The organism is Sinomonas gamaensis, assembly GCF_005876955.1.
Taxonomy (GTDB): Bacteria; Actinomycetota; Actinomycetes; order Actinomycetales; family Micrococcaceae; genus Sinomonas; species Sinomonas gamaensis.
Genome location: NZ_SSCL01000013.1, coordinates 83,044 through 107,542, shown reverse-complemented (window position 1 = coordinate 107,542; position 24,499 = coordinate 83,044). Strand labels below are relative to the sequence as shown.

Here is a 24,499-nt window from a genome sequence, read left to right as displayed (position 1 = left end):
TGACGCCGAAGTCGGGTGCGCGTAATAGTCTCACCCGCTTGCGTCATCTTCCTGCCTGCCGCTCTTGCGCCTTTCGCTCCATTGAGGCAAGAAGCTCATGGAGGTGAGCCACAAGTCATTGGGAGCTGTTCCCCCTGCTCACGAGTGAATTCTGTTGCAAGAAATACAAGTAGTGGTTGCCCGAACACGCGGACCTCGACGAAAACTCGTCACAATCGCTTTGAACAAATGCACGCATTTGTCCCCAGCCAGGTTGACCACGAATTCCCTGATGGACTAGACGTCTCCCAAGACGCGACCGCGTCTCACGACGAGAAAGGGAGACGACCATGACGGCGAAGCGCATTCTCGCAGGATTGGCCCTCACTGGAGCTCTGTGCTCAGTGACCGGGACCGCGGTGGCGGCGACGCAATATCCGGTTCAGGGAGGCACCTGGAACTATGGGCTCAACGGTGCGGGGGCCTACTCGGACTACTACCACGGCTCGGTGTGCCATGGATCGTCCGTCTATACGGACTGGGACAACGACAGGAGCATCGATGTCGCGGGTGGCAGGTGGTCGAACGCTTTCGCTTTGGGCAACTGGTGGACCCATAACCGGTACTACTACCGCACCTGCTGATCCCGTCCCACGCAATCGTGCTGAAACTCCTGATCCGTGCAGCGTCACTAGGGACGAGTGTTCTTCTTTGTGCCTTGGCGGCGTTATTTATCCTGGTAGAGGAAGACGCTTTTCCCGCTGGTACGCAATCCTCGGCCAGTTTCGACTTCTCACGAACCGAGACGGGCAAGGACGAACTGATCGCGGGACTTTCCGATCTAGCCGATCAGTCGGGCATCTTCTTGGCAAAAGTCGTAGCCGACCCCAACGACTTCTACAATTCACGGTCGCTTTACGTCTTCGGAAAGAGCGCACCGACAGGTCCAACCAAAATCGGGTGGTTCAAGCCGGGGATGCGCGGAGAGCTGCGACCGGCGCTGGATCTCGGCACCACGCCTCTTAGCGGTGTCTATGTCTTCTCGGGATCATCTTCGACGCTGACGCAGTTCGTTCCATGGCTCGATACGCACAAGGTCCAATACCAGTTCACAGCCAAGACAGTTCCGGGACTTTTCCAACAAGCTGTCGTGGCAACCGGCTCATGGCTCGCGTTCCTCACCTGCGCGGTGTTGCTGGTCTCGTTGGCTGTCTCATGGTCCGTACTAACAGCACGAGTCCGAGTTTTGAAGATGCTCTGCGGCGTCACGACTCGACGCGTCGTTCTGGCGGACCTCGGATCTCTCATGGTCGAGGTTGCTCGTTCGGCGGGGATTGCATGGTCAATTGCATTGGTGGTTGTCGTCGTGTCCGGCCGAGAATCCACGCTTCCCCATTTCGCAACCGTATCTGGCAGCCTCATCTTGGGAGCGTTCCTCCTCATCCTGGTGTTCACAGCACTTGCATCCGCTATGACTTGGCCATCGGTCGAAGGAATTGCATCTCGTCAGCCCCCGGAGCGTCATTTCCGGGCGATCGGCGAAATCCTCAAGGCTGCATCCTTGGTGGTCGTCGCCGTCGCTCTTCCTGTTGCGGGAGCCTCAATCTCCCAAGCCCTGACCTTGTCCCATTTGGATGCCCAGTGGGACGTGTTGAAAGAGCATGTCAGCGTCCGGACCGCATTCCGCTCGGAGGAAGACTTTTCCCGGGGGCAAGCAGACATGGGAAGAATGGCTGCCGCGGCCGAGGAGGCGGGCCACCTCACGCTGTCCTACTCGGCCGATGCAACGGACCTTGACGGATACGGAGGCGTCGCGTGGGTGAACCGGCACTACCTGCGTACCATTGCCCCCTTAGTTGGAGAATCGGACTCAGCCGAGGCACTCCTGAAGAGGGTTTCACTCGAAGACATGCCCGATTCTGTCGGCACTTACATCAAGGAACAGTATTCACTCCTGAATCGATCGGGCCGGAACCTTGATGGCTTCGGTGAGCAAATATCGCTCTTCCAATATGCGGGTGCTCAACCGCTGCCTGTACTGTCATCGAAGCGCGGAGAAATGCATCGATTGGCGAACCCGCTCGTCGTGCTGGTCAAGGACCCTGCCAACACCTTGAACGACCATAACCTCGGGGCTCTCATGATGTCGGGAAACGCAAATTTTGACGATGCAGCGTGGGTTCGCAATTACCTGGCCACGCACCCCCTGGGAACCAAGATCCTCTCGGTCGACCGGATATCCGACTCTGCCCTCTTCAACAGCCAACTGCAGAACCAGTCCGCGTGGATGAAAACGCTTTCTTTTGTCTTGGTGGTGCTCGCGCTCGTGATGAGCATCGCCGTTTCGGCGATCGTCTATGCACTATCGGCCGCGCGCAGGCTCTTCGCCCAGCGGACCTGCGGCTGGCGTTGGGCGCACCTCCTGTCCCGTCGTTTGGCATGGGACAGTGCGCTGGCGCTCATCGTCTCGGCTGGAATGTTCATCGGATCGGGCGCAGGAGCGAAGGCAGAGACGTGGTGGATTCTGGTCGCGGTTCCGATCTTCGCGACCTTGAGCACGTGGCTGCATGTCAGGGCGTCCCGAACGGTATTCGCCAAGACTCTCGCCCGCAGGGCCTGACGGGAATCGGACGGAGAATCATGGAGCTCCATGCAAAGAACGTCAGCCTCGCGGTGGGAGGAAGAACAGTTCTTCATCACGAGACGGTGCGCGCACTTCCCGGGCGGACGTTGGCGCTCGTCGGCCCGAGTGGGTGTGGGAAAACAACCCTGCTGGGCATTCTCGGCCTCTTGCACAAGCCCGATACAGGAACCGTTCTGGCCGACGGAACCGACACCTGCCGCTGGAAAGATGATCTGCGTCGTCGTTTCTGGCAAAAGCACGCGGCCTTCGTCTTCCAGGACTACGGCCTCGTAGACGACGAGTCGGTTGCCTATAACGTTGCGCTCTCCGGGCTCTCCCTCTTCGGGTCCGCGAGAAAGCACGTGGCAGCAGTCGAGAAGGCTCTCGAGAGGGTCGCGCTTGGGGGCCGAGCCCTGGAAAGGTGCTCCAGTCTCAGTGGAGGGGAAAAGCAGCGTGTGAGCCTCGCTCGGGCAATCTTCCAGCGAGCTGACGTCATTCTGGCAGACGAGCCGACGGCCTCCCTCGATCAGGGCAACCGAGAGCTCGTCGCGGGATTCCTCAAGGCCGAAGCGGCGAGGGGCGCGACCGTCGTCGTCGCTACTCACGACGAAGACCTCATCACCCTCTGCGATGAAGTCCACCACGTCGGCACCACCCGCCCCGACCTCGGCACCACCCCGCCCCACCTCGGCGCCACACCACCCGACGTCGGCACCACCCGCCCCGACCTCGGCGCCACACCGCCCGACCTCGGCGTCACCCGGCCCGACCTCGGCACGGGGAAACTTGCATAGCGCGCAATAGCTCGCACGTGTTGCAAACGCTTACACCTCCTGCATAGACTCGTGCGGGCGCCGGGCGGGGGCGCCCGCGAGCCCAGCGACGGGACGGTACCTCGGCTGGGTCATGCCGCCGTGGACCGGCCCGATGACCGCATAGACCACGGAGGCCATACCGATGCTCTCCCAGACCCAGCTGGACCTCTGGACGGGGACCGAAGCGCTGCTCTTCGACCTCGACGGCGTGCTGACCCCCACCGCCGTCGTGCACGAGCATGCCTGGCGCCAGCTCTTCGACGAGTACCTCGCGTCCGTCAAGAAGGGGCCGGCGTACACGGACACCGACTACTTCGACCACATCGACGGCAAGCCCCGCTTCGACGGGGTCCGCGACTTCCTCGCCTCGCGCGGCATCACCCTCCCTGAGGGGCCCATCGACGACGCCCCCGAGCACGAGACGGTCCAGGGCCTCGGCAACCGCAAGAACCGGATCTTCAACGAGATCATCGAGAACGACGGCGTTGCACCCTATCCGGGATCGGCCCGGCTGGTCGAGGCGGCGCGCAGACGCGGCGTGAAGCTCGCGGTCGTCTCCTCGTCCCGCAACGCCCCGGCAGTCCTGCGTGCGGCGGGCCTGGCGGACGCCTTCCCCGTAGTGGTGGACGGCGCCGTCGCGGCTCGCGACGGGCTCCCAGGCAAGCCGGATCCGGCGACGTTCGTCCGCGCGGCTGAGCTTCTGGGTGTGCCGCGGCAGGCCTGCATCGTCGTGGAGGACGCCGTCTCTGGCGTCCAGGCGGGAGCGGGCGGCGAGTTCCGCGCGGTCGTCGCCGTGAATCGCGGCGCAGGAGCCGAGGTGCTCCGCGCGGCGGGCGCCACGCACGTCGTCGACGATCTCGCCGAGCTGCTCTAGACCGCCGGGGGCGCCGGGCAGCGCCCAGACCCCTGAACCATCCCCTTCTTTGTGAGAACGGCACCTCCATGACTCTTGTCACCGCAGACCGTCACCGCTTCCCCCTCGACGAGTGGGCCCTGGTCGAGGCCAGCCACGCCCCGGGAACCGAGGGCACGCTTGAGACTCTCTTCAGCCTCGGCAACGGCCACCTCGGCCTCCGGGGCGCCCACGCCGCGGAAGCCGACGCTGCCCTCCCTGGGACATTCATCAACGGCTACCACGAAACCTTCGACATCCGGCACGCCGAGAACGCGTACGGGTTCGCGAAGCAGGGCCAGCGCATCCTCTACGTCCCAGATGCCCACGAGACGCTGGTGAGGGTCGACGGCGAACAGCTCACCTTAGCTGCTTCCGAAGTGCTGGACTTCCGCCGTCGGCTGGACTTCGCGACGGGCGTCTACGAGTGCCGGATCGTGTGGCAGTGCACGTCGGGCGCGGTTGTGACGACCCGGGAGCGCCGCGTCGTCGGTGCGGCCTCGCGCTCGAGCATCGGGGTCGAACTCGAGATCAGCGCGGACCGCAGGATTGTCGCGGATGTCTCGTCCGTCGTCGTCAATCGCCAGGATCAGCCGCGGGACGACCACTCGGAGCACGACCCCCGCCGGGCCGGTCGGCACGCGGGGCGGGTGCTCGAGCCCGCCCTTGCTGAGGGCACGAATGGGAGCCTGCGCCTCGCCTGGACCACAGTGACCTCGCGACAAAGTGTCGCGCTTGCGGCCGACCATGTGACGAACAGCCCCATGCCGCCCTTTTCCACTGAGCCCGATGCCGACCGCAGCGCCGTCCGCTACGTGCTGCCCATCGACCCGGGCGAGACCTTCCGCCTCGAAAAGCGCGTCGCCTACGCGGTGGGCTCGGGCGACGGCGGCGAGCTGGTCGAGCGTGCGGCTTCCGAGCTGCGCGGCTTCGACGATCTGCTCGCAGAAAGCGCGGAACACTACGAGCGCTACTGGGCGACGGCGGACATCACCATCGGCGGCCCCGCCGACCTCCAGCAGGCGGTCCGGTGGAACCTGTTCCAGCTCGCGCAGGCCACCTCTCAGGCTGGCGTCGCGGGCATCCCGGCGAAGGGCGTGACCGGCTCCGGCTACGAGGGCCACTACTTCTGGGACCAGGAGATCTACGTCCTGCCCTACCTGACCTACACCGCCCCCGAGGCGGCCCGAAAGGTCCTGCAGTTCCGGCACGAGATGATCCCGGCGGCTGCGGCCCGCGCGTCTGAGCTGAATGTCGACGGCGTCCTCTTCCCCTGGCGCACGATCAACGGCCAGGAGGCGAGCGCCTACTACGCGGCCGGCACGGCCCAGTTCCACATCAACGCCGCCATCGCCTACGCCGCCGCCCGCTACGCGTGGGCCAGCGGGGACAAGGAGTTCCTCGCCGGACCGGGAGCGGATCTCCTGATTCAGACCGCCCGCATGTGGGCCTCACTCGGTTTCTTCGGCAAGAACGGGCAGTTCCACATCCACGGCGTGACTGGGCCGGACGAGTACACGGCCGTGGTGAACGACAACCTGTACACGAATGTCATGGCGCGCTTCAATCTGCGCGCCGCGGCCTCGTTGAACCACCCGGACATCGCCGACTCCGAGCGGGTCATGTGGTCCCACATCGCCGAGCGCATGGCCCTGCCGTATGACCCGGACATGCAGGTCCACGCTCAGGACGCCGACTTCATGTCGCTCGAGCCGTGGGACTGGGAGACGCCGCGCTCGAAGTACCCGCTGCTCCTGCACTTCCACCCGCTCGTCATCTACCGCCATCAGGTTCTCAAGCAGGCGGACGCAGTGCTCGCGATGCTCCTGCAGTGGCAGGACTTCACGGCCGAGGACAAGCAGCGCGCCTTCGACTTCTACGACCCCATCACCACAGGCGACTCGACCCTCTCAGCCTGCGTCCAGGGGATCATGGCCGCCGAGGTCGGGTACACGGAGGAGGCCGTGCGTCACTTCAGCACCGCGGCGTTCATCGACCTCGACAACCTGCACGACAACACGATCGACGGCGTCCACACAGCGTCGGCGGGCGGCGTCTGGGCCGCGCTCGTGAACGGCTTCGCGGGCTTCCGCGATCAGGGCGCACTGCCGTACTTCGACCCGCGGCTCCCCGAGTGCTGGGACCATCTCGAGTTCCGGCTCCAGCTCCAGGGGCGGATCCTCCACGTGCGGCTCACGTCGGAGGTGCTCGCCCTCACGGTGGAATCCGGGGATCCACTCGAGGTGAGCGTCCGGGGAGCCATCGTTGCCGTGGGAGCCGAGACCGCCGTCGTCAATCTCGACGCGCTGCCCGCCCCCGTGCCGAGCATCTTCCCGCGGCCGTTCCCGACGGCGGGGTTGAGCGCGCTCTCGTCGCTGTCCTGAACCTGGGGCTCGTTGGAGCCTGGGTTCCGGAATCGGTGAGGCGATCGTCAAGGAGCTCGCACGCAGGGGCGCCAGCGTGGTCCCTGATCGCACATTTCCCGTTGCGCCGTCAGCTCTGCAGGGTCCACACCCAGAAACCTGACGGCGCAAGCCTTAGGTGCGCTGCATGGGCTGGCCGAAGCCCGCGAGAGACCGAATCAGCATGACCAGCTGCACGACGAGGCCGATCAGCGAGCCGACGATCCCGATCACGAGCAGGATCCGCACCACGAGGGCCCAGTCGAACGTGCTCGCGCCGAAGTCGAACGGGAACACAGTCCAGACCCGGAAGGCGGCTGCCAGCCCTACCGCGAGAATCACAAGCTGGCCCAACGCCCAGACCCCCGGCGAACTCACGGCCAGATACACCACGTTGACCACCAGACCCACGACCAACGAGGCGTTCACGAGGCCGAGGACCTCAGGGGTGCTCGGCGTCAGGAACGGCGCGGCATGCCACGTGGGCCACTGATTGATCGCAAAGAGAAGCGCAGCGTTGATGAGGATCGACATCACGCTGCCGGGTCGCCGCGAGGGCCTAGCGCTGCCACTTCTGGCCATGCCTCCATGAGACGCGGGCCGAGGGGGCGCGCCGAAGAGGCTTAGGTCCCGCGAACCCAGCAAACCTGACGGCGAAAGTGGTTTAGCCCTACCCGGCCCCGCCGCCCGAGCCCCCGAGCCGACGCGGCAGCGGCAGAAGCTGCGGGAGCAGCGTCCCGAGCACGCTGTTGTACAGCGACGCATTCCATTCGGGGCTCGCGTGCGCGGGGAAGGCGCCGATCGTCTGGAGCGATGACGAGACGAGGTTGTCCCGGAAGTTCTGCTCCCACCGCGAACGCGCGGACTCGTAGTCCACCGTCTGGTCCCCCGGATTGCCGATGAAGCCCATCTGGACCCGATCAAGCTCGCCCGCGAACCGTGTCACGTCCCAGTTGTAGATGTACTCGGACTCCGTCTGGATCAGCACGCTCGACGGCGCGAGGGGCGTGAGCTGCTCGAGGGCCTGGTCCACCACCTGGGTCCACGTGCGCTCGTGCTTGTTGATGATCCGCTCGCCGAGCTCGTACCCCCCGCGGAGGAGCGACGGGACCCGGAAGCCGAGCTCGTACAGCTCGACCACACCCTCGAACCAGGTGATGTCCTTGACGTCGTACTTGGAGGCGGGCGTCGAGTCGAGGACGATCGCCCCCACCCGGGGAACGTTGCTGCCCGCCGCGCCGAGCCGGAGGAGCCGCGACGCGACGTCGACCGCGAGCATGCCGCCGAACGAGTGGCCGTAGAAGTGCAGTTCGGTGAGCCCGTTCTGGGCCGCGTGGTGCAGGATCGCAGCCATGACTTGGTCCGCATCAAGGCCGTCATTGGAGTAGCCGAGGGCAGCGATCTGCCCGCGTTCCCCGAGCGACGGCGCAAGAAGCGTGATGATGAGCTGCGCTTCCTCCCAGCTCGTCTTGTAGCCGGGGAACAAGACCCAGGAGGTGCCGGGGAAGCGGCGCTTGGCGTCGTCGTCGTTCGCGGCAAGCATGACCGTCTGGCGGCGCTGGTTCTGGACCGCGCGCGTGGTGAGCATGTCCGCCGCGAGGAGACCTCCGCCGATCATGCCCGTCAGGAAGGCGCGGCGGGACACCCGGCGCATCCTGTCCGCGGTGCGGAGCAGCGACCCGGGGCGTGCGGCGCCGCCGCCCTCATCGAGGGCGGGGCGCGGCGGGGACTGCTTAGTCGAGACCCAGCTCATCCTTGCCGAAGGCATAGAGGTACGGCACGCCCGCCTCGGCCTCGATGCGCTCCTTCGCGCCGGTCGCCCGATCGACAATGACGACGACGGCGGTCACCTCGCCGCCCGCCCTGCGGACCCCTTCGACGGCGGTGAGCGCGGAGCCACCCGTGGTGGACGTGTCCTCGACGACGACGACCTTCCGTCCCTCGACCGAAGGACCCTCGACCTGCCGGCCCATGCCGTAGGACTTCTGCGCCTTGCGGACCACGAAGGCATCGACCTCCCGGCCGGCTTCCCGTGCGGCGTGCATGATCGCCGTGCCGACAGGGTCCGCGCCCATGGTGAGACCGCCGGCGGCCTCGACGGCAATGCCCGCGCCGTCGATGAGGTCCAGCATGACGCGCCCCACGAGCTGGGACGCCTCGTGATGAAGCGTGATGCGGCGAAGGTCGATGTAGTAGTCCGCCTCCTTGCCGCTCGAAAGGGTCACCCGCCCGTGCACCACCGCAAGCTCCTTGATGAGCTCGAGGAGGCGCGCCCGGGAGGCCGCCAGGTCGGGCAGTGCAGAGTCAAGGGGCGCAGTCATGGCTACGATTCTAGTTGCTGGCATCGATAGGCTCGGATCTGCCGCAAGCACCAGCTCGCGAAAGGCTTTCATGGACACCACGACCCCTGATGAGGTCTATTTCGCCACCCCCGATACCGAGCTCCAGCCCGCCCAGGAAGTCACCTCGCCGGAAGCGGGGAAGCGCCTCGCCGACCGCGACGACGTCATCAAGACCAAGCGCGGGTATGCGCTCATCAACACGACGCTCACCCCGCACGAGGCCATGGTCGAGGACCTGCTCTTTGTGGGAGACGTGCTTGACCGTGCAGAGATCCCGTATCTCCTCGTGCGCGGCAACGACGCTCGGCCGGTCATCGCCGTCGACTGGAAGCGCCGCAAGGATCTCCGCCGCGCGCTCGTAGAAGCGTGCCGCAACGAGCCCTTCTACTCGATCACGGTCGACGCCCGGAAGGGCGACGCCCTGCTCGTCGCCGACGGCCGGCTCGCCGCAAGCGGCAACTCCCGCATGTTCCGGCTGTACCGTCCTCGGCTGGAGCCGAAGGGCGGGCTTCAGTACGGCCAGGACCTGGGCGTGCAGATCGAGCTCTGGAAATGGGAGGGCGACCTCCTCCACCTGCCGATCGAGAACTCTCTCACCCGCCGGACGCTTCCCTCGGGGGACGCCGTGCGGGGGACGGTCGAGCGTTTCGGGAGGACGTGGCCCACGATTGAGAACATGTTCGCGGACCACGCCACGGACATCGACTTCGAGATCGACATCGTGTTCTCGTGGGTCGACGGGAGCGACCCCGATTTCCTTCGATACCGGGCCTCGTTCCTCCCCGGGGTGGTCCTCGGCGAGGGCGACGAGGCCGACGCCCGCTACCGTCAGATCAACGAGCTCAAGTACGCGCTGCGGTCGGTCCACATGTTCGCGCCGTGGATTCGGCGCATCTTCATCTGCACCGACTCCAAGGTTCCCGAGTGGCTCAACGCCGACCACCCCAAGGTCACAATCGTGCGTGCTGAGGAGCACTTTCGTGACCCTTCGGTGCTGCCGGTGTTCAATTCGCAGGCCATCGAGGCCCAGCTCCAGCACATCCCCGAGCTCTCGGAGTACTTCCTCTACTCGAACGACGACATGTTCTTCGGCCGGCCGGTCGGCCCCGACATGTTCTTCTCCCCCGGCGGGATCACGAAGTTCATCGAGGCGACAACCCGGATCGGGCTCGGGGACAACCACATCTCAAGGTCGGGGTTCGAGAACGCGGCACGGGTGAACCGGAGACTCCTGTACGAACGGTTCGGCCGCATCACCACTCGGCACCTCGAGCACACGGCAGCGCCGCTGCGCAAGAGCGTGCTGCTGGAGATGGAGCGCGAGTTCGAGGCGGAATTCGCGGCGACGGCGGCGAGCCGCTTCCGCGCGAAGGACAACATCTCCGTGACGAACTCGCTGTACCACTACTACGCGCTGCTCACCGGGCGGGCCGTCACAAACGTTGGCGCGAAGGTGCTCTATGTGGACACCACCATGTACTCCGGCCTCGACCTGCTGGGCAAGCTCCTCAAGAAGCGGAACCAGGACTTCTTCTGCCTCAACGACGGCTCATTTCCCGAGGTGCCGGCAGACGAGCGGCAGAAGCGCGTGACCTCATTCCTCGAGAAGTACTTCCCGATCCCGGCCCCCTGGGAGCGCTGACCGTCTCGGGTACACCAATTCACCCCCACAATCGTCTCGGGTACAGAAACTGCCCCTGTCTCAGGACATCGTGGGCAGTAACTGCACCCGAAACGCCGGAAACCGGGCAGTATCTGCACCCGAAACGGTTAGAGGATGGGGAGCATCCCGGTGGTCGGGTGGTGGGAGTCGCCGTCGAACGCGTCCCGGTCGAAGGCTCCCTCGTCCTCGGGGAATTCGATGCCAGCGTTCTCGAGGATCCGGGCGACCTCCTCCGGCGCCACCTCCTTGCCCACGGTGGCCCCGCCCGAGGCTGGCACCACCGAATGCATGACGGTGTCGCCATAAACGTGCACGAGGTTGTAGGCCTGCGCGGTATCCCGGCCGCGCGTCCCGCGGATTCCCGTCTCGGGATCCACGACGGCGGCAAGGTCCTGCGTGTAGCACGTCGCCGAGGCGACGGAGACGGGGATGCCGGCGAAGGTCGCGCTCGTCGAGTAATGCAGGTGGCCAGCGAGGATCGCGCGGACATCCGTGCCACGGAGAACGTCAGCAAGTGCCGCCTGCCCGCGGAGCTCGACGAGCACGGCGAGGTCCTGGACGCACGGGACCGGCGGGTGGTGCATGGCGAGCAGGGTGCCATCGGGCGCCGGGAAGTCGAGCTCGTCGGCGAGCCACTCGAGCTGGGACGGCTCGAGTTCCCCGTGGTGGTAGCCCGGGACCGTCGTGTCGAGGGTGATCACGCGCAGTCCGCCGAGCCAGTGCACCCGGTCGAGGGGCTCGGTCGAGGGCGCCTCCCCGAGGAGGGCCGAACGCAGTTCCGCGCGGTCGTCGTGGTTGCCCATGGCCCAGATGAGCCGCGCCCCCAGCTGTTCTGCCGCGGGCTCGGCGATGGACCGAAGCCTCTCGTAGGCCCCCCGTTGCCCTCGGTCCGCAAGGTCTCCCGTGACGACAATCGCCTCGGGTGACCCCCCGGCGTCGGCCGCCTGTTCGAAGACGCGCTCAAGCTCGGCCGCGGCGTCGACGGTGCCGTGCAGCTGGTCGTCTGCAAGCAGGTGGGTATCGCTGAGGTGGAGGAGGAAGTGGCGGGGCCGCGGATGCTCGGCCTTGACGGTGCCCATATCAACCTTCTAGATCGGGTTCTGTGTTCCCCAAGTGCACACATGAAAAACGCACACAATCTTAATGTCCAGTTAACACGCCGCAAAACTGGGAGAAATCTCCCGCTACGTGAGCAGCAAAAGGGAGGACGACGACGGAACCTGCCTTCCGTCGTCGTCCTCCCTTGGTTTTTGCCCGCCTCAGGCGCCGCGGAGCCACTCCGCAGCGGCCTGGGCGATCTTCTCGGGGGGCTCCGCGATGTCGAACACCTTCCCGTTTTCATCCGGCCCCAGGTCCTCGAGTGTGGCGATCTGTGACTCGAGGAGGGACGGTGGCATGAAGTGGCCGGGGCGGGTCTTCATCCGCTCGGCGAGGAGATCGTGGCTCCCCACGAGGTGGACGAATCGGGTGTTCGGGGCGGCGGCGCGGATGATGTCGCGGTACACGCGGCGCAGGGCGCTGCAGCCGATCACGATCGTGCTCTCTGCCTCGGCCATCCGCTCGCCGATGATCCGGAGCCACGGCTCGCGGTCCGCGTCGGTGAGCGGGATGCCGGCGGCCATCTTGTCGATGTTCGCCTGCGGGTGCAGGACGTCGCCGTCGAGGTACTCTCCGCCCAGGTCCTCGGCCAGGAGCGCCCCGACCGTGCTCTTGCCCGAGCCGGAGACCCCCATGACGATCACGTGCAGCACGTCGCCCGAGCTCACCGCTTCACCTGTGCTCATTGGTCACCAGTCGTGGACGGTGCCGTCGATGAGTCGGTTGTAGGGCAGGTAGGCCTGCTGGTAGGGGTACGAGTTCGCGGCCTCCTCGTTGAACTCGACGCCGAGGCCCGGCTTGTCGCCCGGGTGCAAGTAGCCGTCGATGAAGGTCATCGACTGCTCGAACACCGTATTCGTGGCGTCGGAGTGTTGCATGTACTCCTGGATGCCGTAGTTGTGGATCGCCAGGCCCACGTGAAGCTGCGCGGCGAACCCGACCGGGGAGATGTCCGTGGGCCCGTGGAAGCCGGACTTGATCTGGTACTGCGCCGCGTAGTCCATGACCTTCTTCAGCGGACTGATCCCGCCGAAGTGCGTCGAGGCGGCGCGGACGTAGTCGATGAGCTGCTCGCGGATGAGCAGCTGGAAGTCCCACACCGTGTTGAAGATCTCCCCGATGGCCAGCGGGGTGGTGGTGTGCTGGCGGACCAGGCGCAGGCCCTCCTGGTTCTCGGCGGGGGTGCAGTCCTCGAGCCAGAACAGGTCGTAGGGCTCGAGCGCCTTGCCCAGCTTCGCGGCCTGGATCGGGGTCATGCGGTGGTGGCCGTCGTGCAGGAGCGGGATGTCCGGGCCGAATTCGTTCCGGACGGCCTCGAACACGGTCGGCAGGTGCTTGAGGTAGGCCCGGGTGTCCCAGTCCTCCTCCTGCGGGAACGCCCCGCGCCCCGCGGGCTCGTAGTCGTAGCGCTCGCCCGAGGCCTGCGCCTGCGCCGCCACGCCATAGACAGCCTTGATGCCCGGGATCGCGGTCTGGACGCGGATCGACTTGTAGCCGAGCTCGAGGTGGTGCCGGATCGAGTCGAACAGCGAGGGCAGGTCCGTGCCCGAGGCATGCCCGTAGGCGCGCAGCCCACGCCGGGAAGCCCCGCCGAGGAGCTGGTACACGGGCAGGTTGGCGACCTTGCCCTTGATGTCCCACAGCGCCATGTCCACCGCCGCGATTGCGGCCATCGTCACGGGTCCGCGCCGCCAGTACGAGGAGCGGTAGAGGAACTGCCACGTGTCCTCGATCATGTGCGGGTCCTTGTCCACCAGCAGCTGCGCGACATGCTCCTTCAGATACGCGGCAACGGCCAGCTCGCGGCCGTTGAGCGTCGCATCGCCGATGCCGGTGATGCCCTCGTCCGTGGTGATCTTCAGCGTGACGAAGTTCCGCGACGGGCTGGTCACAAAGACATCAGCGGCAACGATCTTCATGTCGTCCTCTCTCTGTTCGAGATGGTTCGGAGGGGGCTGGCCCCTGACTGCGTGGTCCCCAGACTAGTCCTCCGGGAAACCCCCTTGGCAATCGCTTGCCAACTATTTGCCAAAATGTGCCGTCTCGCCGGCGATGAGGTCAACGACCGCCGCGTCCTCGGCCAAGTCCGCGTCCACGAGGCGGAGCAGCGCCTCGACCCGCTCCCGCCCGGACAGGGAACCGGCTTCGCGAACGCTGTCGCGCAGCGGGTCCTGGATCTCGGCACCCTTGCCCACGCTGTCCGCGACCCAGTCGACCCACGCGGAGATCATCCGGGCCGTGCCACGCCCTGAGCGGCCCTCGGCCCGCTCCGCGCGGAGCACCGGGACGGCGCGGAGGCGGAGCTTGAGCGACCCGTCCTGGGCGATCTGGGCGAGGTGGTGCGCGATCCGGGGGTTGGCGAACCGCTCGAGCAGAGCCCGGCGATAGCCCGGGACGTCCAGCTCGGGCAGGGTCAGGTGCCGAGTGGCCTCGTCCCAGAATTCCTCCATGGCTGCGCGGCACGCCTCGTCCCCGAGCGCCTCCGCGACGGTCGCGTGCCCGCGCAGCTGGCCGGCGTAGGCAAGCAGGGTGTGGGCGCCGTTGAGGAGCCACAGCTTGCGGTTCTCGAACGGCTCGAGGTCTGTCACAAACTGCGCGCCCGCGTCCTCCCACGCGGGACGGCCCGCCGGGAACTCACCTTGCAGGATCCACGACGCGAACGGTTCCGCCACCACCGGCGACGCATCCCGGTACCCGCAGCGCTCGGCAACCTCGGCGACGTCGTCCGCCGTCGTCCGCGGGGTGATCCGGTCCACCGAGGTGCCCACGAAGCTCACGTTCTCCCGCACCCACTCCCCCAGGGCTGGTTCGAGGGCTTCGGCGAGGCGCACGACGGCGGCGCGCGCCACTTCGCCATTGCCAGCGAGGTTGTCGCAGCTGACGACGGCGATCGCGCCAGCCCCGGCGTCCCTCCGCGCGGCCAGCCCGCGCACGAGGCGACCCAGCGGCGCGTCGGGGCTGGCGTCGTCGTACACCTTCTCCGTCACGGTGAGGGTGACGACGGCGGTGGCCGGGGCCGCGAGGAGCTCGTTTAGCCGCGCGGTGTCCGCGCCGTCGACGGCCTCGGCGATCGAGCCGATGACCTCGAAGCTGTCCCCGTCCGCCGAGCGCTCGACGAGCGTGAAGAGCCCTTCCTGCGGCGCGAGCGCGAGCGCCGCGTCGGGGCGGCGGCCCGTGAACGAGGCGATGCCCCAATCCCCGGCGTCCCCGGCGTGGGCCGTGAACCAGGCCTGATGGGAGCGGTGGAACGCGCCCAGCCCGAGGTGGACGATCCGGACCGGAGGCGGTGGAGCGCCGTTCCGGCTCAGGAGGGGAAGCTCGGTGGTGGTGCTCGGCATGGTGCCCTCCTAGAGCTTGAAGACGCGCCGGGGCGCGGCGTCGACGATGTCAGCGATGAGCTCGTGAGCCCGCTTCTCGGTGATCCGATGCTCGGCGACGAGCCGGGCCAGGAACGAGGCCTCGATACGGCGCGAGGTGTCGTGGCGCGCCGGGATGGAGCAGTACGCGCGGGTGTCGTCGATGAAGCCCGAGGACCGCGAGAACCCCGCGGTCTCGGTCACGGCCGAGCGGAAGCGCAACATGGCATCCGGGGCGTCGAGGAACCACCATGGCGCCCCGATGTAGACGCTCGGGTAGAAGCCGGCCAGCGGGGCGAGCTCCCGGGAGAACACCGTCTCGTCCAGCGTGAACAGGACAAGGTGGAAGTCCTTGATGGTGCCGAAGTCCTGCAGGAGCGCCCGGATGCCTTCCGTGTAGTTGATCGCGAAGGGGATGTCGTGGCCCGAGTCCGCGCCGTACTTCTGGAACGTGGGCGCGTGGTGGTTCCGGAACGAGCCGGGGTGGATGGTCATGACAAGGCCGTCCTCGACCGACATCCGCGCCATCTCGTACATCATGTGCGCCTCGAACACGTCCCGGTCCTGAGGCGTGGCCTCGCCGCGGCGGGCCTTCTCGAAAAGCGCCTCCGCCTCGGACCGCTCGAGCTTGAGGGTGAGCGGGGTCCTCACACCATGATCCGCGGAGACCGCGCCGTGCTCCACGAAGTACCGTCGCCTCGCCTCGAGCGCGCGGAGATACCCCTCGTACCCCGCCGCGCCGCCGGAGGCCTCGGAGGTGAGCCGCTCGACCCGGGCCGCCCATTCCGGGTGGGCGAGGTTGATGTACGGATCGGGCCGGAACGTGGGGATGACGCGGCCGGTAAAGGACTCGTCCTTCGCGAGGCGCTCGTGGGCCTCGAGGCTGTCCAGCGGGTCGTCGGTAGTGGCGAGGACCTCGATGTCGAAGTCCTTGAACAGCTGCCGGGGCCGGAAGCCCGGCTCGCCGAGCTTCGCCGCGATCGCGTCATACGCCGCATCCGCGTGGGCCGGGAGCGCGTCGACCATCTCCGCCGGCAGCCCGAACAGGTCCTCGAACTCGCTGCGCAGCCAGTAGCCGGACGCCGTGCCGTCGAAGAGCGGCCAGGCCTCGGCGAAGTGGCGCCAAGCCGCCCGGGAGTCGGCCGCCACGCCTCCCACGCCGAGCTCGCTCAGGGGAACCCCTCCGGCGTGGATGAGCCGCGTGACGTAGTGGTCCGGGCTTACCAGGAGGGAGGTCGGGTCGGTGAACGGGACGTCGTCGGCAATCCACTCGGCGGGGACATGGCCGTGCGGGGAGAGGATCGGCAGGTGCTCGACGTCGGCGTAGAGCTCGCGGGCGATCTGGCGGGTTCCGGGGTCGGCCGGGAGGAGCCTGTCCGGGTTGGCGGCAAGGGAATCAGTCATCGTCTCTTTCGATTCATCCGGGAATGAGGGGGCTCGTCAGGGTGCGTCCCCGGCCTCCCCAGTTTCAGTGCCGAATTCCCCAGTCTCAGTCCCGAGTTCCCCAGCTTCCCGGGCCCGGACGCGGCGTTGCGCTCAGAAGCTGCGGCGAGTCATGCCGTCGTGCACTGAAATGTGGGGAAACGGGGAGTGAAGTTGGGGAATTCGGATCAGGACGTGGGTGCCGAAGGAAGCTGGGGAAACCGGCGAGGCCGGGCAGGAACGCGACGTCAGACGGTGGCGACGCCAGCCGCGTCGAGGACCTTCGCGAAGGCGCGGGCGGCCACGCCGAACGCGTACGGACCGCTGTAGCCGCCGAGCGAGAACGCGGCTGCGAGGTGCGGCTCGAGCGAGGCGAACCCCGTGTAGCCACTGTCCCGGAGGGCCTCCACGGTCCTCAGCACCTCGCCGTCGCCCTCGCCCGCGGGGACCACGCGTCCGCCGTCAAACAGTGCGTCCTTGACCTGGAGGTAGACCAGATGGGGCCGGAGCAGCTCATACGCCTCGGTGAACGGCTTCACGCCGACCTGGACGAAGTTCGCCGGGTCCCACGCGACCTTGAGCGCGGGCGAGTTCACGGACTCGATGATGTCCGCGACGCGGGACGGGACGTCGCCGAAGATGTCCTTCTCGTTCTCGTGCACGAGCGTCACGCCGGTTCCCTCGGCTCGGCGGGCCAGCGCCGTCATCCGCTCGACGACGGCGTCCCGCACCTCCTCGGCCGACTTCCCCTCGTAGTAGAAGGAGAAGATGCGGATGAACGGGGCGCCCAGCACCTCCGCGGCGCGCAGCGCACGCCCCAGCCGCTCGACCTCGTGCTCCACCGGAAGGCCCACATCGACCTTCCCGATCGGGGAGGCGATCGCCGAAACCTTGAGGCCGGCCTCGTCGAGGACGCCCTTGAGCTCGGTAAGCTGCTCCTCGCTCATGTCCACGATGTTGGTGCCCCACGCGCTGCGGACCTCGATATGCGCCGCCCCCAGGGCCCGCATCACCGCAGCTTGGATCCGCGGATCGTCGTCGATTTCGTCGCCGAAACCGGACAGCTCCCACTGGGCCGTTTCAGACATCGTCACTTGACTCCTCCGGCGGTCAGTCCGCCCACTAGGTACTTCTGGAAGAACAGGTACAGGAACACCACCGGCGCAGCACAGACCAGGGCCGAGGCCATCATCTGACCGTAGTACGGGATCGCGCCGCCCTCGGTGCTCGTCGCGAAGATCTGCAGCGCCACGGCCGCCGTCTGGCTCTCCGGGTTCGTCATGACGGAGGCGAACAGCACGTCGTTCCACCCGAGGAGGAACGCGAAGATGCCGGAGACGATGATGCCGGGCCAGCTGAGCGGCAGGATGATCTTGGTCAGGATCCCGAAGCTCGAGGCCCCGTCGATGCGTGCGGCCTCCTCGAGCTCCCGTGGCAGGCCGCGCAGGTACGTGACCATGACCCATGTGGAGAACGGGAGCGCGAAGGTCAGGTAGGTGATGAACAGGCCCCACCGGGTGCCGATGACCTGGATGCCGAGGTACGTCGCGGACGAGGAGAACAGGACGAAGACCGGCAGGACGAGCAGCGTGCCGGGCACCGACTGGAGGGCCAGGAGGCCGCGCATGATCGTGAGACGCCCGAAGAACTGGTAGCGCACCAGCACGTACGCCGTGCCGATGGACAGGGCCGCCGAGACGAGAGCGGTGGACCCGGCCACGATGATCGAGTTCGTCAGGCCGTTCGCGAGGCCCACGCTCGACCAGATGTTCGCGTAGTTGTCCGGCGTGAAGACTGCGGGCCAGAAGTCGCCGCGGGCCACCGAGATGTCCGAATTGATGCTGGCCAGGAAGATGTACGTCAGCGGCAGCAGGACGAACAGGGCGATGGCCGCGATGACCACCACGAGGAGCCACGTGGGCAGCAGGCGCGTGACCTCCGCCTGCTGGTGAGAGCCGGGGCGTTCGACGGCGGCGGGGACTCGGGCGTTGGAGGTTGCCGTGGCGGTGCTCATTTGCGGCCTCCGGGGGTCTCGGCGTCGTCGAGCTTGACGGCGCGCAGGTACACGAAGAGCGGGATGGCGATGAGGATCAGGGAGACGACCGCCATCGCGGCGCTCAGGCCGAAGCGGAAGCTCTGGAAGCTCGTCACATAGGTGAGAACTGGCAGGAGCTCGACGTCGTGCGGAGCGGGGATGCCGAACAGCACGAACGGGAGGGTGAAGTTGTTGATGTGGTTGAGCATCCCGATGATGAATGCGAGGCTCACGGGCCCCTTGAGGTACGGGAAGACCACGTAGCGCAGCTTCGTCCACCACAGCGCGCCGTCGAGAGCCGACGCCTCGTGGACCTCATGGTCCACCGACTGCAGCCCGGCGAGCGCGAGCAGGTAGATGAACGGCCACGACGCCCAGATCTGCACGAAGATGAGCGTCCAGTACGTATTCGGCCCGTTGAGGAACAGGCCGGGGTCGGCGCCGAAGAACTTGAAGCCGTGCTCCACGATTCCACCGGGCTGGAACATCGTGCGCCACACGGTGGCCACAACGAAGGACGGCAGGACATACGGGATGAGGAACACCGAGCGGACCACGGCGCGCCCCTTGAAGGCGTTCTGCGTGGCGACGGCGGCGGCGATGCCGATGGGCATCGCGATGATTGTGGAGATGAACGAGTACGAGACGCTGAGCCACACCCCGTGGAACAGGTTGGTGCTGGTGACGGCCTCGACATAGTTTGCGAACGCGATGAAGGGAGCCTCGATCCACTGGCGCAGCGTGTACTGGTCCAGGTCGAGGAGGGACATGTAGATGCCGAGCAGGAGCGGCACGATGATCACGATGACCATCAGCAGGCCGCCCGGGATCAGCATCCACAGGGGGCGGTTGCGCTCCGAGGGGCCGCGGCCGCGGCCGGCGGGGGTGTCAACGCCGGCGGCGATGGCCGGCACCGTCTCGGCGGTGGTTCCGTCTGGGGTGACGTCGGGGCCGACGGCGAAGGCCGGCCCGGAGGCCCGGCGCGCCGTACGGGCGGCGCGCCGGGACTCGGACGCAGGATTGCTTGCAGTCGTCATGATTGCCTTAGCGGATCAGAGTCCGCGCCTCACTTCGCTCGGTCGAGGGACTGCTGAGACTTGTTCTGGGCGTCCTGGATCCGCTGGCTGAGCGCCGCATCCGGGACGTTGCCGTTCGAGAGGTCCGGGATGCTCTGGACCGTGACGTTGAGCAGTGCGAGCTGGATGTCGCCCCACGCTCCGGTGAACGGTGTTGCATAGGACTTCTTCGCAGCGTCGGTCAGCGCCGCCATGTGCGGAGCGGACTGGAGCGATGCGAGGGCGTCCGCGTTGGCGGGCAGGTCGCCGAAGATCTTCTGGTAGTTGAGCTGCTCGTCCTTGCTCGTCACGAGGTTGACGTACGCGAACGCGAGGTCCTTGTTCTTGGAGTAGTTCGCGACCACGAGGTTGTCACCGGAGAGGATCGACGCTGCCGGCGTGGCTCCCGACTTCGGGGAGGAATCTCCGGGGGCCGCCGTCGGCATGAGGGCGTAATCCCACTTGCCGGCGAGCGGGGACTTGTCGAGGGTGGGGATCGAGCCAGAGCTGGTCATGAGGAAGTAGCCGGCCTTGCCCGCGGCGAATTCGGCGAGCGCTTGGCTGTTGCTCCAGCCGACCGACGCCGGGTTCACGACCTTGTCGTTCGTGAGCCAGCCGAAGTAGGTCTGGTACGCCTTCTTGACGGCCGGGTCGTTGAGCTTGGCGGTCTTGCCGTCGACGAGGTTGTTGCCAGCCTGGACGGACATGGCCCAGATGTACTTCCACGGATCGAAGTTGTCCTTGTAGGCGATGGCCATGCCGTACTGGCCCTTGGACGGATCCGTGAGCTTCTTGGCCTGCTCTGCGAGGCCGTCCCAGGTCGTGGCCGGGGCGTCGATCCCTGCAGCCTTGAGGAGATCCTTGTTGTACGCCATGACGAATGGGCGGCTCACGAACGGGATGCCCGCGAGGTGATCCTTGTCCGGACCGGAGATGCCGAGGGCGTTCTGGTTGAAGCGGTCCTTGCCGCCGATCTTCTTCCAGTCGTCGTCGCTCAGGGTGACGAAGGCCTTGGTCGCGTACGCGGTGGGCGTGAAGGTGGTGCCGAGCGAGTAGACGTCCGGGCCCTGGCCTGAGACGACTGAGGTCTGGATGCGCGTGAGCTCATCGTTGGCCGACGTGAAGGTCTCGAACTTGAGGTCGGCCCCCGTCTGCTGCTTGAACTTGGTGGTGATGTCCGCCATCCACTGCTTCTGCTGCTCGGGGTACGCCGTGTTGACGTTGACGAGGACGTCGAGCGTCTTGCCCGCCCCGTTGACCGCGCCTCCCGACGAGCTGCTGCCACCGCTCGACGAACCGCCGCCGCACGCCGAGAGGGCGAGGGCCGCAGCCGTCGCGATCGAGGCCATTACGGCCTTCGTGCCGAAACGCATGTGTCTCCTCCTTGAGTTCACTCGGCCGCTGTGACTGGCGTCACGCCGCGGCCCGGGCTCTTCGAGCATAGGAAAGTGGCAAACATCACGGCAAGCGATTGCCATGAAGTTGCCATGAATGCTCCAATGGATTTCATGCCCCAGGAGATCTCCTCGTCCGGCGAGCGCCTGCCGACCATTCGGGACATTGCCGAGATTGCGGGCGTTGCCACGTCCACCGTCTCGCGCGCACTGTCCAATCCCCAGCGCGTCAACGCGAGGACGCGGGAGAAGATCGAGCGGATCGCCGCCGAGCTGCACTATGTCCCGAGCACGCAGGCGCGAGGGCTCAGCTCCGGGCGCACGGGCGTCATCGCCGTGCTCGTCCCGGACATCACCAACCCGTTCTACTTCGACATCATCCGGGGGACGCAGTACCAGCTGAAGGCGTCGGGCTACACTCAGCTGCTCGTCGACACCGAGGAGGCGACCGACGTCGAACTCGACACCCTGCGCAAGCTGCGCCGCTCCACGGATGGCGTGATCCTCGCGGCCTCGCGCCTCACCGACCAGCAGCTCAGTGATGCCGCCGCGCGCCAGCCGCTCGTCACCATCAATCGGGCGACGGCGGACGCCCCCACCGTGCTCATCGACACGCCGGGGGCAGTGGTCCAGGCGCTTGAGCACCTCTGGTCCTTCGGGCACCGCTCGGTGGTCTACGCGGCCGGACCCACCAGTTCATGGTCCAACCATCGCCGCTGGAAGGCGATCGAGGAGGCCGCGGCGAAGCGGGGAATGAAGGCGACCCGCATCGGCCCCTACGCCCCGACGGCCTTCTCCGGGGCGGCAGCGGCGGATGGCGCCTTGAGTGCGGGGGCGACGGCGGTCATCGCCTTCAACGATCTGCTCGCCATCGGGATGCTGGACCGCTTCCGCGAGCGCGGCGTGCGCGTGCCCGAGGACGTGAGCATCGTGGGCTGCGACGACATCTTCGGCGCTGACTTCTGCAACCCCCCGCTGACCACCATCTCGTCGCCCATCGAGCAGGCCGGCCGCGTCGCCGTCTCCATGCTCATGGCGCAGCTCGACCCGATCCGCGGAGGCACGCCGCGCAAGCTCGCCGTCATGCCGACCCACCTCAAAGTCCGCGCCTCGACCGGCCCCGTCCCCCACTAGAAACGACTAGAAACGACTGCTCCATAACTGTCGTTCTGAGGTCTCAAAACGACAGTTATGGAGCAGTCGATGGGAGGGAGCGCTCAGCCGCGCTGCGGGAACTTGCCCTCCTCGGCGATCTTCTTGTTGAGCTCGGCGAGGAACTCGTCCTCGTCGAACTCCATCGGCACTTCCTTGCCCGTCCACGCGGAGAGGTGGATCGCGTTGGCAAGGCGGACGCCGAGGATCCCGTCGCTGCCGGAGGCGAGCAGCGGCGTGCCGTCGAGGATGTTCCCCGCGAAGTTCTCGAAGACCTTCGCGTGCTGGCTGCCCCACGCGGAGTCGAACTCGATGGTCTCCTGCGAGTAGTACTCGTCCGGGTCGAACTGCAGGCTCATCATCTTCCCGACCTCTTCGCGCGGGATGCTGTCGCTGATCTCGCGCTCGGGCCGCTTGAGGCGGGTGACGACGGCGGTCTTCGAGTTTTCGACGACGATCTTGCCTTGGTCTCCGAGGATCTCGAAGCGGTCGGTTCCGGTGAGGTCGTGCGTCGCCGTGACAAAGGTGCCGGTGGCGCCGTCGCCATAGTCCACGAGCGCGGTGACCTCGTCCTCCACGGCGATGTTCCGGCGGAAGCCGAAGGCTGCTTTCGCGAAGACCTTCTCGGGGACGCCGCAGATCCACTGCCACAGGTCCAGCTGGTGCGGCGCCTGGTTCACCAGGACGCCGCCGCCCTCGCCGCCCCAGGTCGCGCGCCATGCGCTCTGGTCGTAGTATGCCTGGGGCCGGTACCAGGTCGTGATGATCCAGTTGGTCCGCCGGATCGCGCCGATCTCTCCGGAGGAGACGATCTCCTTGAGCCGCCGGTACAGCGGGTTGGTGCGCTGGTTGAACATGATCGCGAAGGTGAGCTCGGGCTTCGTCGCGGCGAATTCGTTCAGCTCCCGCACCTGCTTCGTGTACACGCCGGCCGGCTTCTCGATGAGCACGTGGATGCCCCGCTCGAGGGCCTGCATCCCGAACTGCGGGTGCAGGTAGTGCGGCACGGTGGTCACGACGGCCTCGACCTGCCCCGAGTCGAGCATGGCGAGGAAGTCGTCGAAGACCGGCACGCCGGGGTGGCGCTCGGCCACCAGATCGCGGCGCGCTGGGTCGATATCCGCGACCGCTGCGAGCTCGACGTTCGGCACCGCGCCCTCGGTGATGAACTTCGCGTATGAACTGCCCTGGGTCCCGAATCCGACGATCCCGAGGCGGACTTTCCTGCTCATGCTTGTCTCTGCTCCTGTTCTAGAAGAGGTTCCCGAACCCGAGGGCCACGAGGTTGTCGTAGGAGATCTGCAGCGCCTCGAACACCGTGCGCCCGTAGAGGATGTCCTGCTCGACGAGGAGGTACTTCGCCCCGGCGTCGATCGACGCCGGCACGATCGCGGCGAAGTCCAGATTGCCCTCGCCGACCTCGGCGAACTGCACCGTGTCCCAGAAGTGCCGCTGGAAGACTGCATGGTCACCGGACTGGTGCGCCGCGATGCCCTCCTCGGACAGTGCGCCGATGCGGTAGTCCTTCAGGTGCACCATGGCCGTGCGCCCGGCGTATTTCTGGAGGGTGCGCACTGGATCGAGACCACCGCGCTGAACCCAGTGGACGTCGATCTCGAGCCCCATCGTGGGCGCCTCGTTGGCGAGGATGTCGAGCACATGGCGTCGGCCCATCTTCGCGAACTCCACATGGTGATTGTGGTAGTACAGCGAGATCCCTTCGCTCTCGAGCGCCTGGGCGGCCTTCTCTGCGCGACGGGCGTAGTCGACCACGCTCGCTTCGCTGCGCAGCTCCCCCATGGGCAGCATGCCGATGCGGAGCATGCTGGTGCCCAGCCGCCTGCAGTCCGCCACCACACGCTCGATGTCGACGGCGAGCGGGTACGGCGTCGCACCCTTATCACCCTCGATCTGGGCGGACAGCGCCGCCATCTCGATCCCGAGTTCCCCGCGGGCCCGCTCCAGCTCCCCGACATTCGCGTCGTTCATCGGAATCTGGGAGATCTCCGCGGCGTGGTACCCGATGTCCGCGATCTTGCGGAGCGTCTCGAACGGGCCGATCTCTGCGAAGCTGTCCCGAAGCATCATCGCCTGGACGCCGATCCTCGCCATTTCTGTGCTCTCCTCGTCGTCAGCCGTGCCGTACTATGACGGCCATCACACGCTCTTCACCGTAGGCACGGATGGCATCGGATGGTAACCGTTTGCCATAACTTGCCACCGGCAGTTGGCGTACCCGAGCTGGTTCTGGGCCGGAGTTGGCGTACCCGA

At 66.7% G+C, this 24,499-nt stretch carries 21 protein-coding genes; 7 read left to right on the top strand and 14 right to left on the bottom strand.

Translation table 11 applies throughout. The features are described from left to right. Positions 1-329 precede the first annotated feature (329 nt). The 5 genes from E5679_RS16270 to E5679_RS16250 all read left to right on the top strand — a co-directional run bounded on the left by E5679_RS16270 (position 330) and on the right by E5679_RS16250 (position 6,693). Entirely contained in the window at positions 330-623 is a 294-nt protein-coding gene (locus E5679_RS16270; protein WP_138417770.1) for a lactococcin 972 family bacteriocin, read from the top strand. A 17-nt stretch (positions 624-640) separates the two neighbouring features. Then, positions 641-2,599, top strand: a complete 1,959-nt coding sequence (locus E5679_RS16265) for a hypothetical protein (protein ID WP_138417768.1) — start codon at positions 641-643, stop codon at positions 2,597-2,599. Between the two features lie 20 nt (positions 2,600-2,619). Next, positions 2,620-3,396: an ABC transporter ATP-binding protein gene (locus E5679_RS16260; RefSeq protein WP_138417767.1), complete on the top strand. Its 777-nt coding sequence runs from the start codon at positions 2,620-2,622 to the stop codon at positions 3,394-3,396. A 163-nt stretch (positions 3,397-3,559) separates the two neighbouring features. Beyond that, positions 3,560-4,291, top strand: a complete 732-nt coding sequence (locus tag E5679_RS16255; protein ID WP_138417765.1) for an HAD family hydrolase — start codon at positions 3,560-3,562, stop codon at positions 4,289-4,291. Between the two features lie 68 nt (positions 4,292-4,359). Further along, positions 4,360-6,693 (top strand): glycoside hydrolase family 65 protein, encoded by a 2,334-nt coding sequence (locus tag E5679_RS16250; RefSeq protein WP_138417763.1) that lies wholly within the window; start codon positions 4,360-4,362, stop codon positions 6,691-6,693. Positions 6,694-6,846: 153 nt separating this feature from the next. Here E5679_RS16250 and E5679_RS16245 read toward each other — a convergent pair whose 3' ends face one another. The 3 genes from E5679_RS16245 to pyrE form a co-directional block, all read right to left on the bottom strand. Next, on the bottom strand, positions 6,847-7,245 hold the full coding sequence (locus E5679_RS16245; protein ID WP_249336183.1) for a hypothetical protein: 399 nt from the start codon (positions 7,243-7,245) through the stop codon (positions 6,847-6,849). A gap of 136 nt (positions 7,246-7,381) precedes the next feature. After that, positions 7,382-8,479 carry an alpha/beta hydrolase gene (locus tag E5679_RS16240; protein WP_249336181.1) on the bottom strand — a complete coding sequence of 366 codons (1,098 nt, stop codon included), beginning with the start codon at positions 8,477-8,479 and terminating at the stop codon, positions 7,382-7,384. After that, positions 8,445-9,032, bottom strand: a complete 588-nt coding sequence (gene pyrE / locus E5679_RS16235; protein WP_138417759.1) for an orotate phosphoribosyltransferase — start codon at positions 9,030-9,032, stop codon at positions 8,445-8,447. Before pyrE ends, E5679_RS16240 begins: the two co-directional genes overlap by 35 nt. A 70-nt stretch (positions 9,033-9,102) precedes the next feature. On the opposite strand from pyrE, the gene E5679_RS16230 reads away from it, so the two are divergent. Next, positions 9,103-10,695 carry a stealth family protein gene (locus tag E5679_RS16230; RefSeq protein WP_138417757.1) on the top strand — a complete coding sequence of 531 codons (1,593 nt, stop codon included), beginning with the start codon at positions 9,103-9,105 and terminating at the stop codon, positions 10,693-10,695. A 128-nt stretch (positions 10,696-10,823) separates the two neighbouring features. Here E5679_RS16230 and E5679_RS16225 read toward each other — a convergent pair whose 3' ends face one another. From E5679_RS16225 to E5679_RS16185, 9 genes are all read right to left on the bottom strand, one after another. Continuing rightward, positions 10,824-11,795, bottom strand: coding sequence for a phosphodiesterase (locus E5679_RS16225; protein WP_138417755.1), 972 nt, complete (start codon positions 11,793-11,795; stop codon positions 10,824-10,826). A 180-nt stretch (positions 11,796-11,975) separates the two neighbouring features. After that, entirely contained in the window at positions 11,976-12,500 is a 525-nt protein-coding gene (locus E5679_RS16220) for a gluconokinase (protein WP_138417752.1), read from the bottom strand. Between the two features lie 3 nt (positions 12,501-12,503). Beyond that, complete coding sequence (manD, locus tag E5679_RS16215; protein ID WP_138417750.1) at positions 12,504-13,733, bottom strand: D-mannonate dehydratase ManD; 1,230 nt, start codon at positions 13,731-13,733, stop codon at positions 12,504-12,506. A gap of 102 nt (positions 13,734-13,835) precedes the next feature. After that, the gene (locus E5679_RS16210; RefSeq protein WP_138417748.1) at positions 13,836-15,152 is read right to left on the bottom strand and encodes a mannitol dehydrogenase family protein; all 1,317 of its coding nucleotides are present in this window, start codon (positions 15,150-15,152) and stop codon (positions 13,836-13,838) included. A 9-nt stretch (positions 15,153-15,161) separates the two neighbouring features. Continuing rightward, complete coding sequence (uxaC, locus tag E5679_RS16205) at positions 15,162-16,574, bottom strand: glucuronate isomerase (protein WP_138417746.1); 1,413 nt, start codon at positions 16,572-16,574, stop codon at positions 15,162-15,164. 266 nt (positions 16,575-16,840) lie between these two features. After that, positions 16,841-17,680: a sugar phosphate isomerase/epimerase family protein gene (locus E5679_RS16200; protein WP_138417744.1), complete on the bottom strand. Its 840-nt coding sequence runs from the start codon at positions 17,678-17,680 to the stop codon at positions 16,841-16,843. A 2-nt stretch (positions 17,681-17,682) separates the two neighbouring features. Next, positions 17,683-18,606 carry a carbohydrate ABC transporter permease gene (locus tag E5679_RS16195; protein ID WP_138417742.1) on the bottom strand — a complete coding sequence of 308 codons (924 nt, stop codon included), beginning with the start codon at positions 18,604-18,606 and terminating at the stop codon, positions 17,683-17,685. Next, the gene (locus E5679_RS16190; RefSeq protein ID WP_138417740.1) at positions 18,603-19,664 is read right to left on the bottom strand and encodes a carbohydrate ABC transporter permease; all 1,062 of its coding nucleotides are present in this window, start codon (positions 19,662-19,664) and stop codon (positions 18,603-18,605) included. The genes E5679_RS16195 and E5679_RS16190 overlap by 4 nt, the downstream gene beginning before the upstream one ends. Positions 19,665-19,693: 29 nt before the next feature. Beyond that, positions 19,694-21,055: an ABC transporter substrate-binding protein gene (locus tag E5679_RS16185; RefSeq protein WP_138417738.1), complete on the bottom strand. Its 1,362-nt coding sequence runs from the start codon at positions 21,053-21,055 to the stop codon at positions 19,694-19,696. A 126-nt stretch (positions 21,056-21,181) separates the two neighbouring features. On the opposite strand from E5679_RS16185, the gene E5679_RS16180 reads away from it, so the two are divergent. Then, on the top strand, positions 21,182-22,210 hold the full coding sequence (locus tag E5679_RS16180; RefSeq protein ID WP_138417736.1) for a LacI family DNA-binding transcriptional regulator: 1,029 nt from the start codon (positions 21,182-21,184) through the stop codon (positions 22,208-22,210). Positions 22,211-22,293: 83 nt separating this feature from the next. Here E5679_RS16180 and E5679_RS16175 read toward each other — a convergent pair whose 3' ends face one another. Both E5679_RS16175 and E5679_RS16170 read right to left on the bottom strand, forming a co-directional pair. Further along, complete coding sequence (locus E5679_RS16175) at positions 22,294-23,460, bottom strand: Gfo/Idh/MocA family protein (protein WP_138417734.1); 1,167 nt, start codon at positions 23,458-23,460, stop codon at positions 22,294-22,296. 19 nt (positions 23,461-23,479) lie between these two features. After that, positions 23,480-24,340 carry a sugar phosphate isomerase/epimerase family protein gene (locus tag E5679_RS16170; RefSeq protein ID WP_249336180.1) on the bottom strand — a complete coding sequence of 287 codons (861 nt, stop codon included), beginning with the start codon at positions 24,338-24,340 and terminating at the stop codon, positions 23,480-23,482. Between the last annotated feature and the right edge of the window lie 159 nt (positions 24,341-24,499).

What these genes read in the sequence shown, in the direction of transcription:
- E5679_RS16270 (WP_138417770.1), top strand. Translation starts at nt 330, where the DNA reads ATGACGGCGAAGCGCATTCTCGCAGGATTGGCCCTCACTGGAGCTCTG.
- E5679_RS16260 (WP_138417767.1), top strand. Translation starts at nt 2,620, where the DNA reads ATGGAGCTCCATGCAAAGAACGTCAGCCTCGCGGTGGGAGGAAGAACA.
- E5679_RS16255 (WP_138417765.1), top strand. Translation starts at nt 3,560, where the DNA reads ATGCTCTCCCAGACCCAGCTGGACCTCTGGACGGGGACCGAAGCGCTG.
- E5679_RS16250 (WP_138417763.1), top strand. Translation starts at nt 4,360, where the DNA reads ATGACTCTTGTCACCGCAGACCGTCACCGCTTCCCCCTCGACGAGTGG.
- E5679_RS16245 (WP_249336183.1), bottom strand. Translation starts at nt 7,245, where the DNA reads ATGTCGATCCTCATCAACGCTGCGCTTCTCTTTGCGATCAATCAGTGG.
- E5679_RS16240 (WP_249336181.1), bottom strand. Translation starts at nt 8,479, where the DNA reads ATGCCTTCGGCAAGGATGAGCTGGGTCTCGACTAAGCAGTCCCCGCCG.
- pyrE (WP_138417759.1), bottom strand. Translation starts at nt 9,032, where the DNA reads ATGACTGCGCCCCTTGACTCTGCACTGCCCGACCTGGCGGCCTCCCGG.
- E5679_RS16230 (WP_138417757.1), top strand. Translation starts at nt 9,103, where the DNA reads ATGGACACCACGACCCCTGATGAGGTCTATTTCGCCACCCCCGATACC.
- E5679_RS16225 (WP_138417755.1), bottom strand. Translation starts at nt 11,795, where the DNA reads ATGGGCACCGTCAAGGCCGAGCATCCGCGGCCCCGCCACTTCCTCCTC.
- E5679_RS16220 (WP_138417752.1), bottom strand. Translation starts at nt 12,500, where the DNA reads ATGAGCACAGGTGAAGCGGTGAGCTCGGGCGACGTGCTGCACGTGATC.
- manD (WP_138417750.1), bottom strand. Translation starts at nt 13,733, where the DNA reads ATGAAGATCGTTGCCGCTGATGTCTTTGTGACCAGCCCGTCGCGGAAC.
- E5679_RS16210 (WP_138417748.1), bottom strand. Translation starts at nt 15,152, where the DNA reads ATGCCGAGCACCACCACCGAGCTTCCCCTCCTGAGCCGGAACGGCGCT.
- uxaC (WP_138417746.1), bottom strand. Translation starts at nt 16,574, where the DNA reads ATGACTGATTCCCTTGCCGCCAACCCGGACAGGCTCCTCCCGGCCGAC.
- E5679_RS16200 (WP_138417744.1), bottom strand. Translation starts at nt 17,680, where the DNA reads ATGTCTGAAACGGCCCAGTGGGAGCTGTCCGGTTTCGGCGACGAAATC.
- E5679_RS16195 (WP_138417742.1), bottom strand. Translation starts at nt 18,606, where the DNA reads ATGAGCACCGCCACGGCAACCTCCAACGCCCGAGTCCCCGCCGCCGTC.
- E5679_RS16190 (WP_138417740.1), bottom strand. Translation starts at nt 19,664, where the DNA reads ATGACGACTGCAAGCAATCCTGCGTCCGAGTCCCGGCGCGCCGCCCGT.
- E5679_RS16185 (WP_138417738.1), bottom strand. Translation starts at nt 21,055, where the DNA reads ATGCGTTTCGGCACGAAGGCCGTAATGGCCTCGATCGCGACGGCTGCG.
- E5679_RS16180 (WP_138417736.1), top strand. Translation starts at nt 21,182, where the DNA reads ATGGATTTCATGCCCCAGGAGATCTCCTCGTCCGGCGAGCGCCTGCCG.
- E5679_RS16175 (WP_138417734.1), bottom strand. Translation starts at nt 23,460, where the DNA reads ATGAGCAGGAAAGTCCGCCTCGGGATCGTCGGATTCGGGACCCAGGGC.
- E5679_RS16170 (WP_249336180.1), bottom strand. Translation starts at nt 24,340, where the DNA reads ATGGCGAGGATCGGCGTCCAGGCGATGATGCTTCGGGACAGCTTCGCA.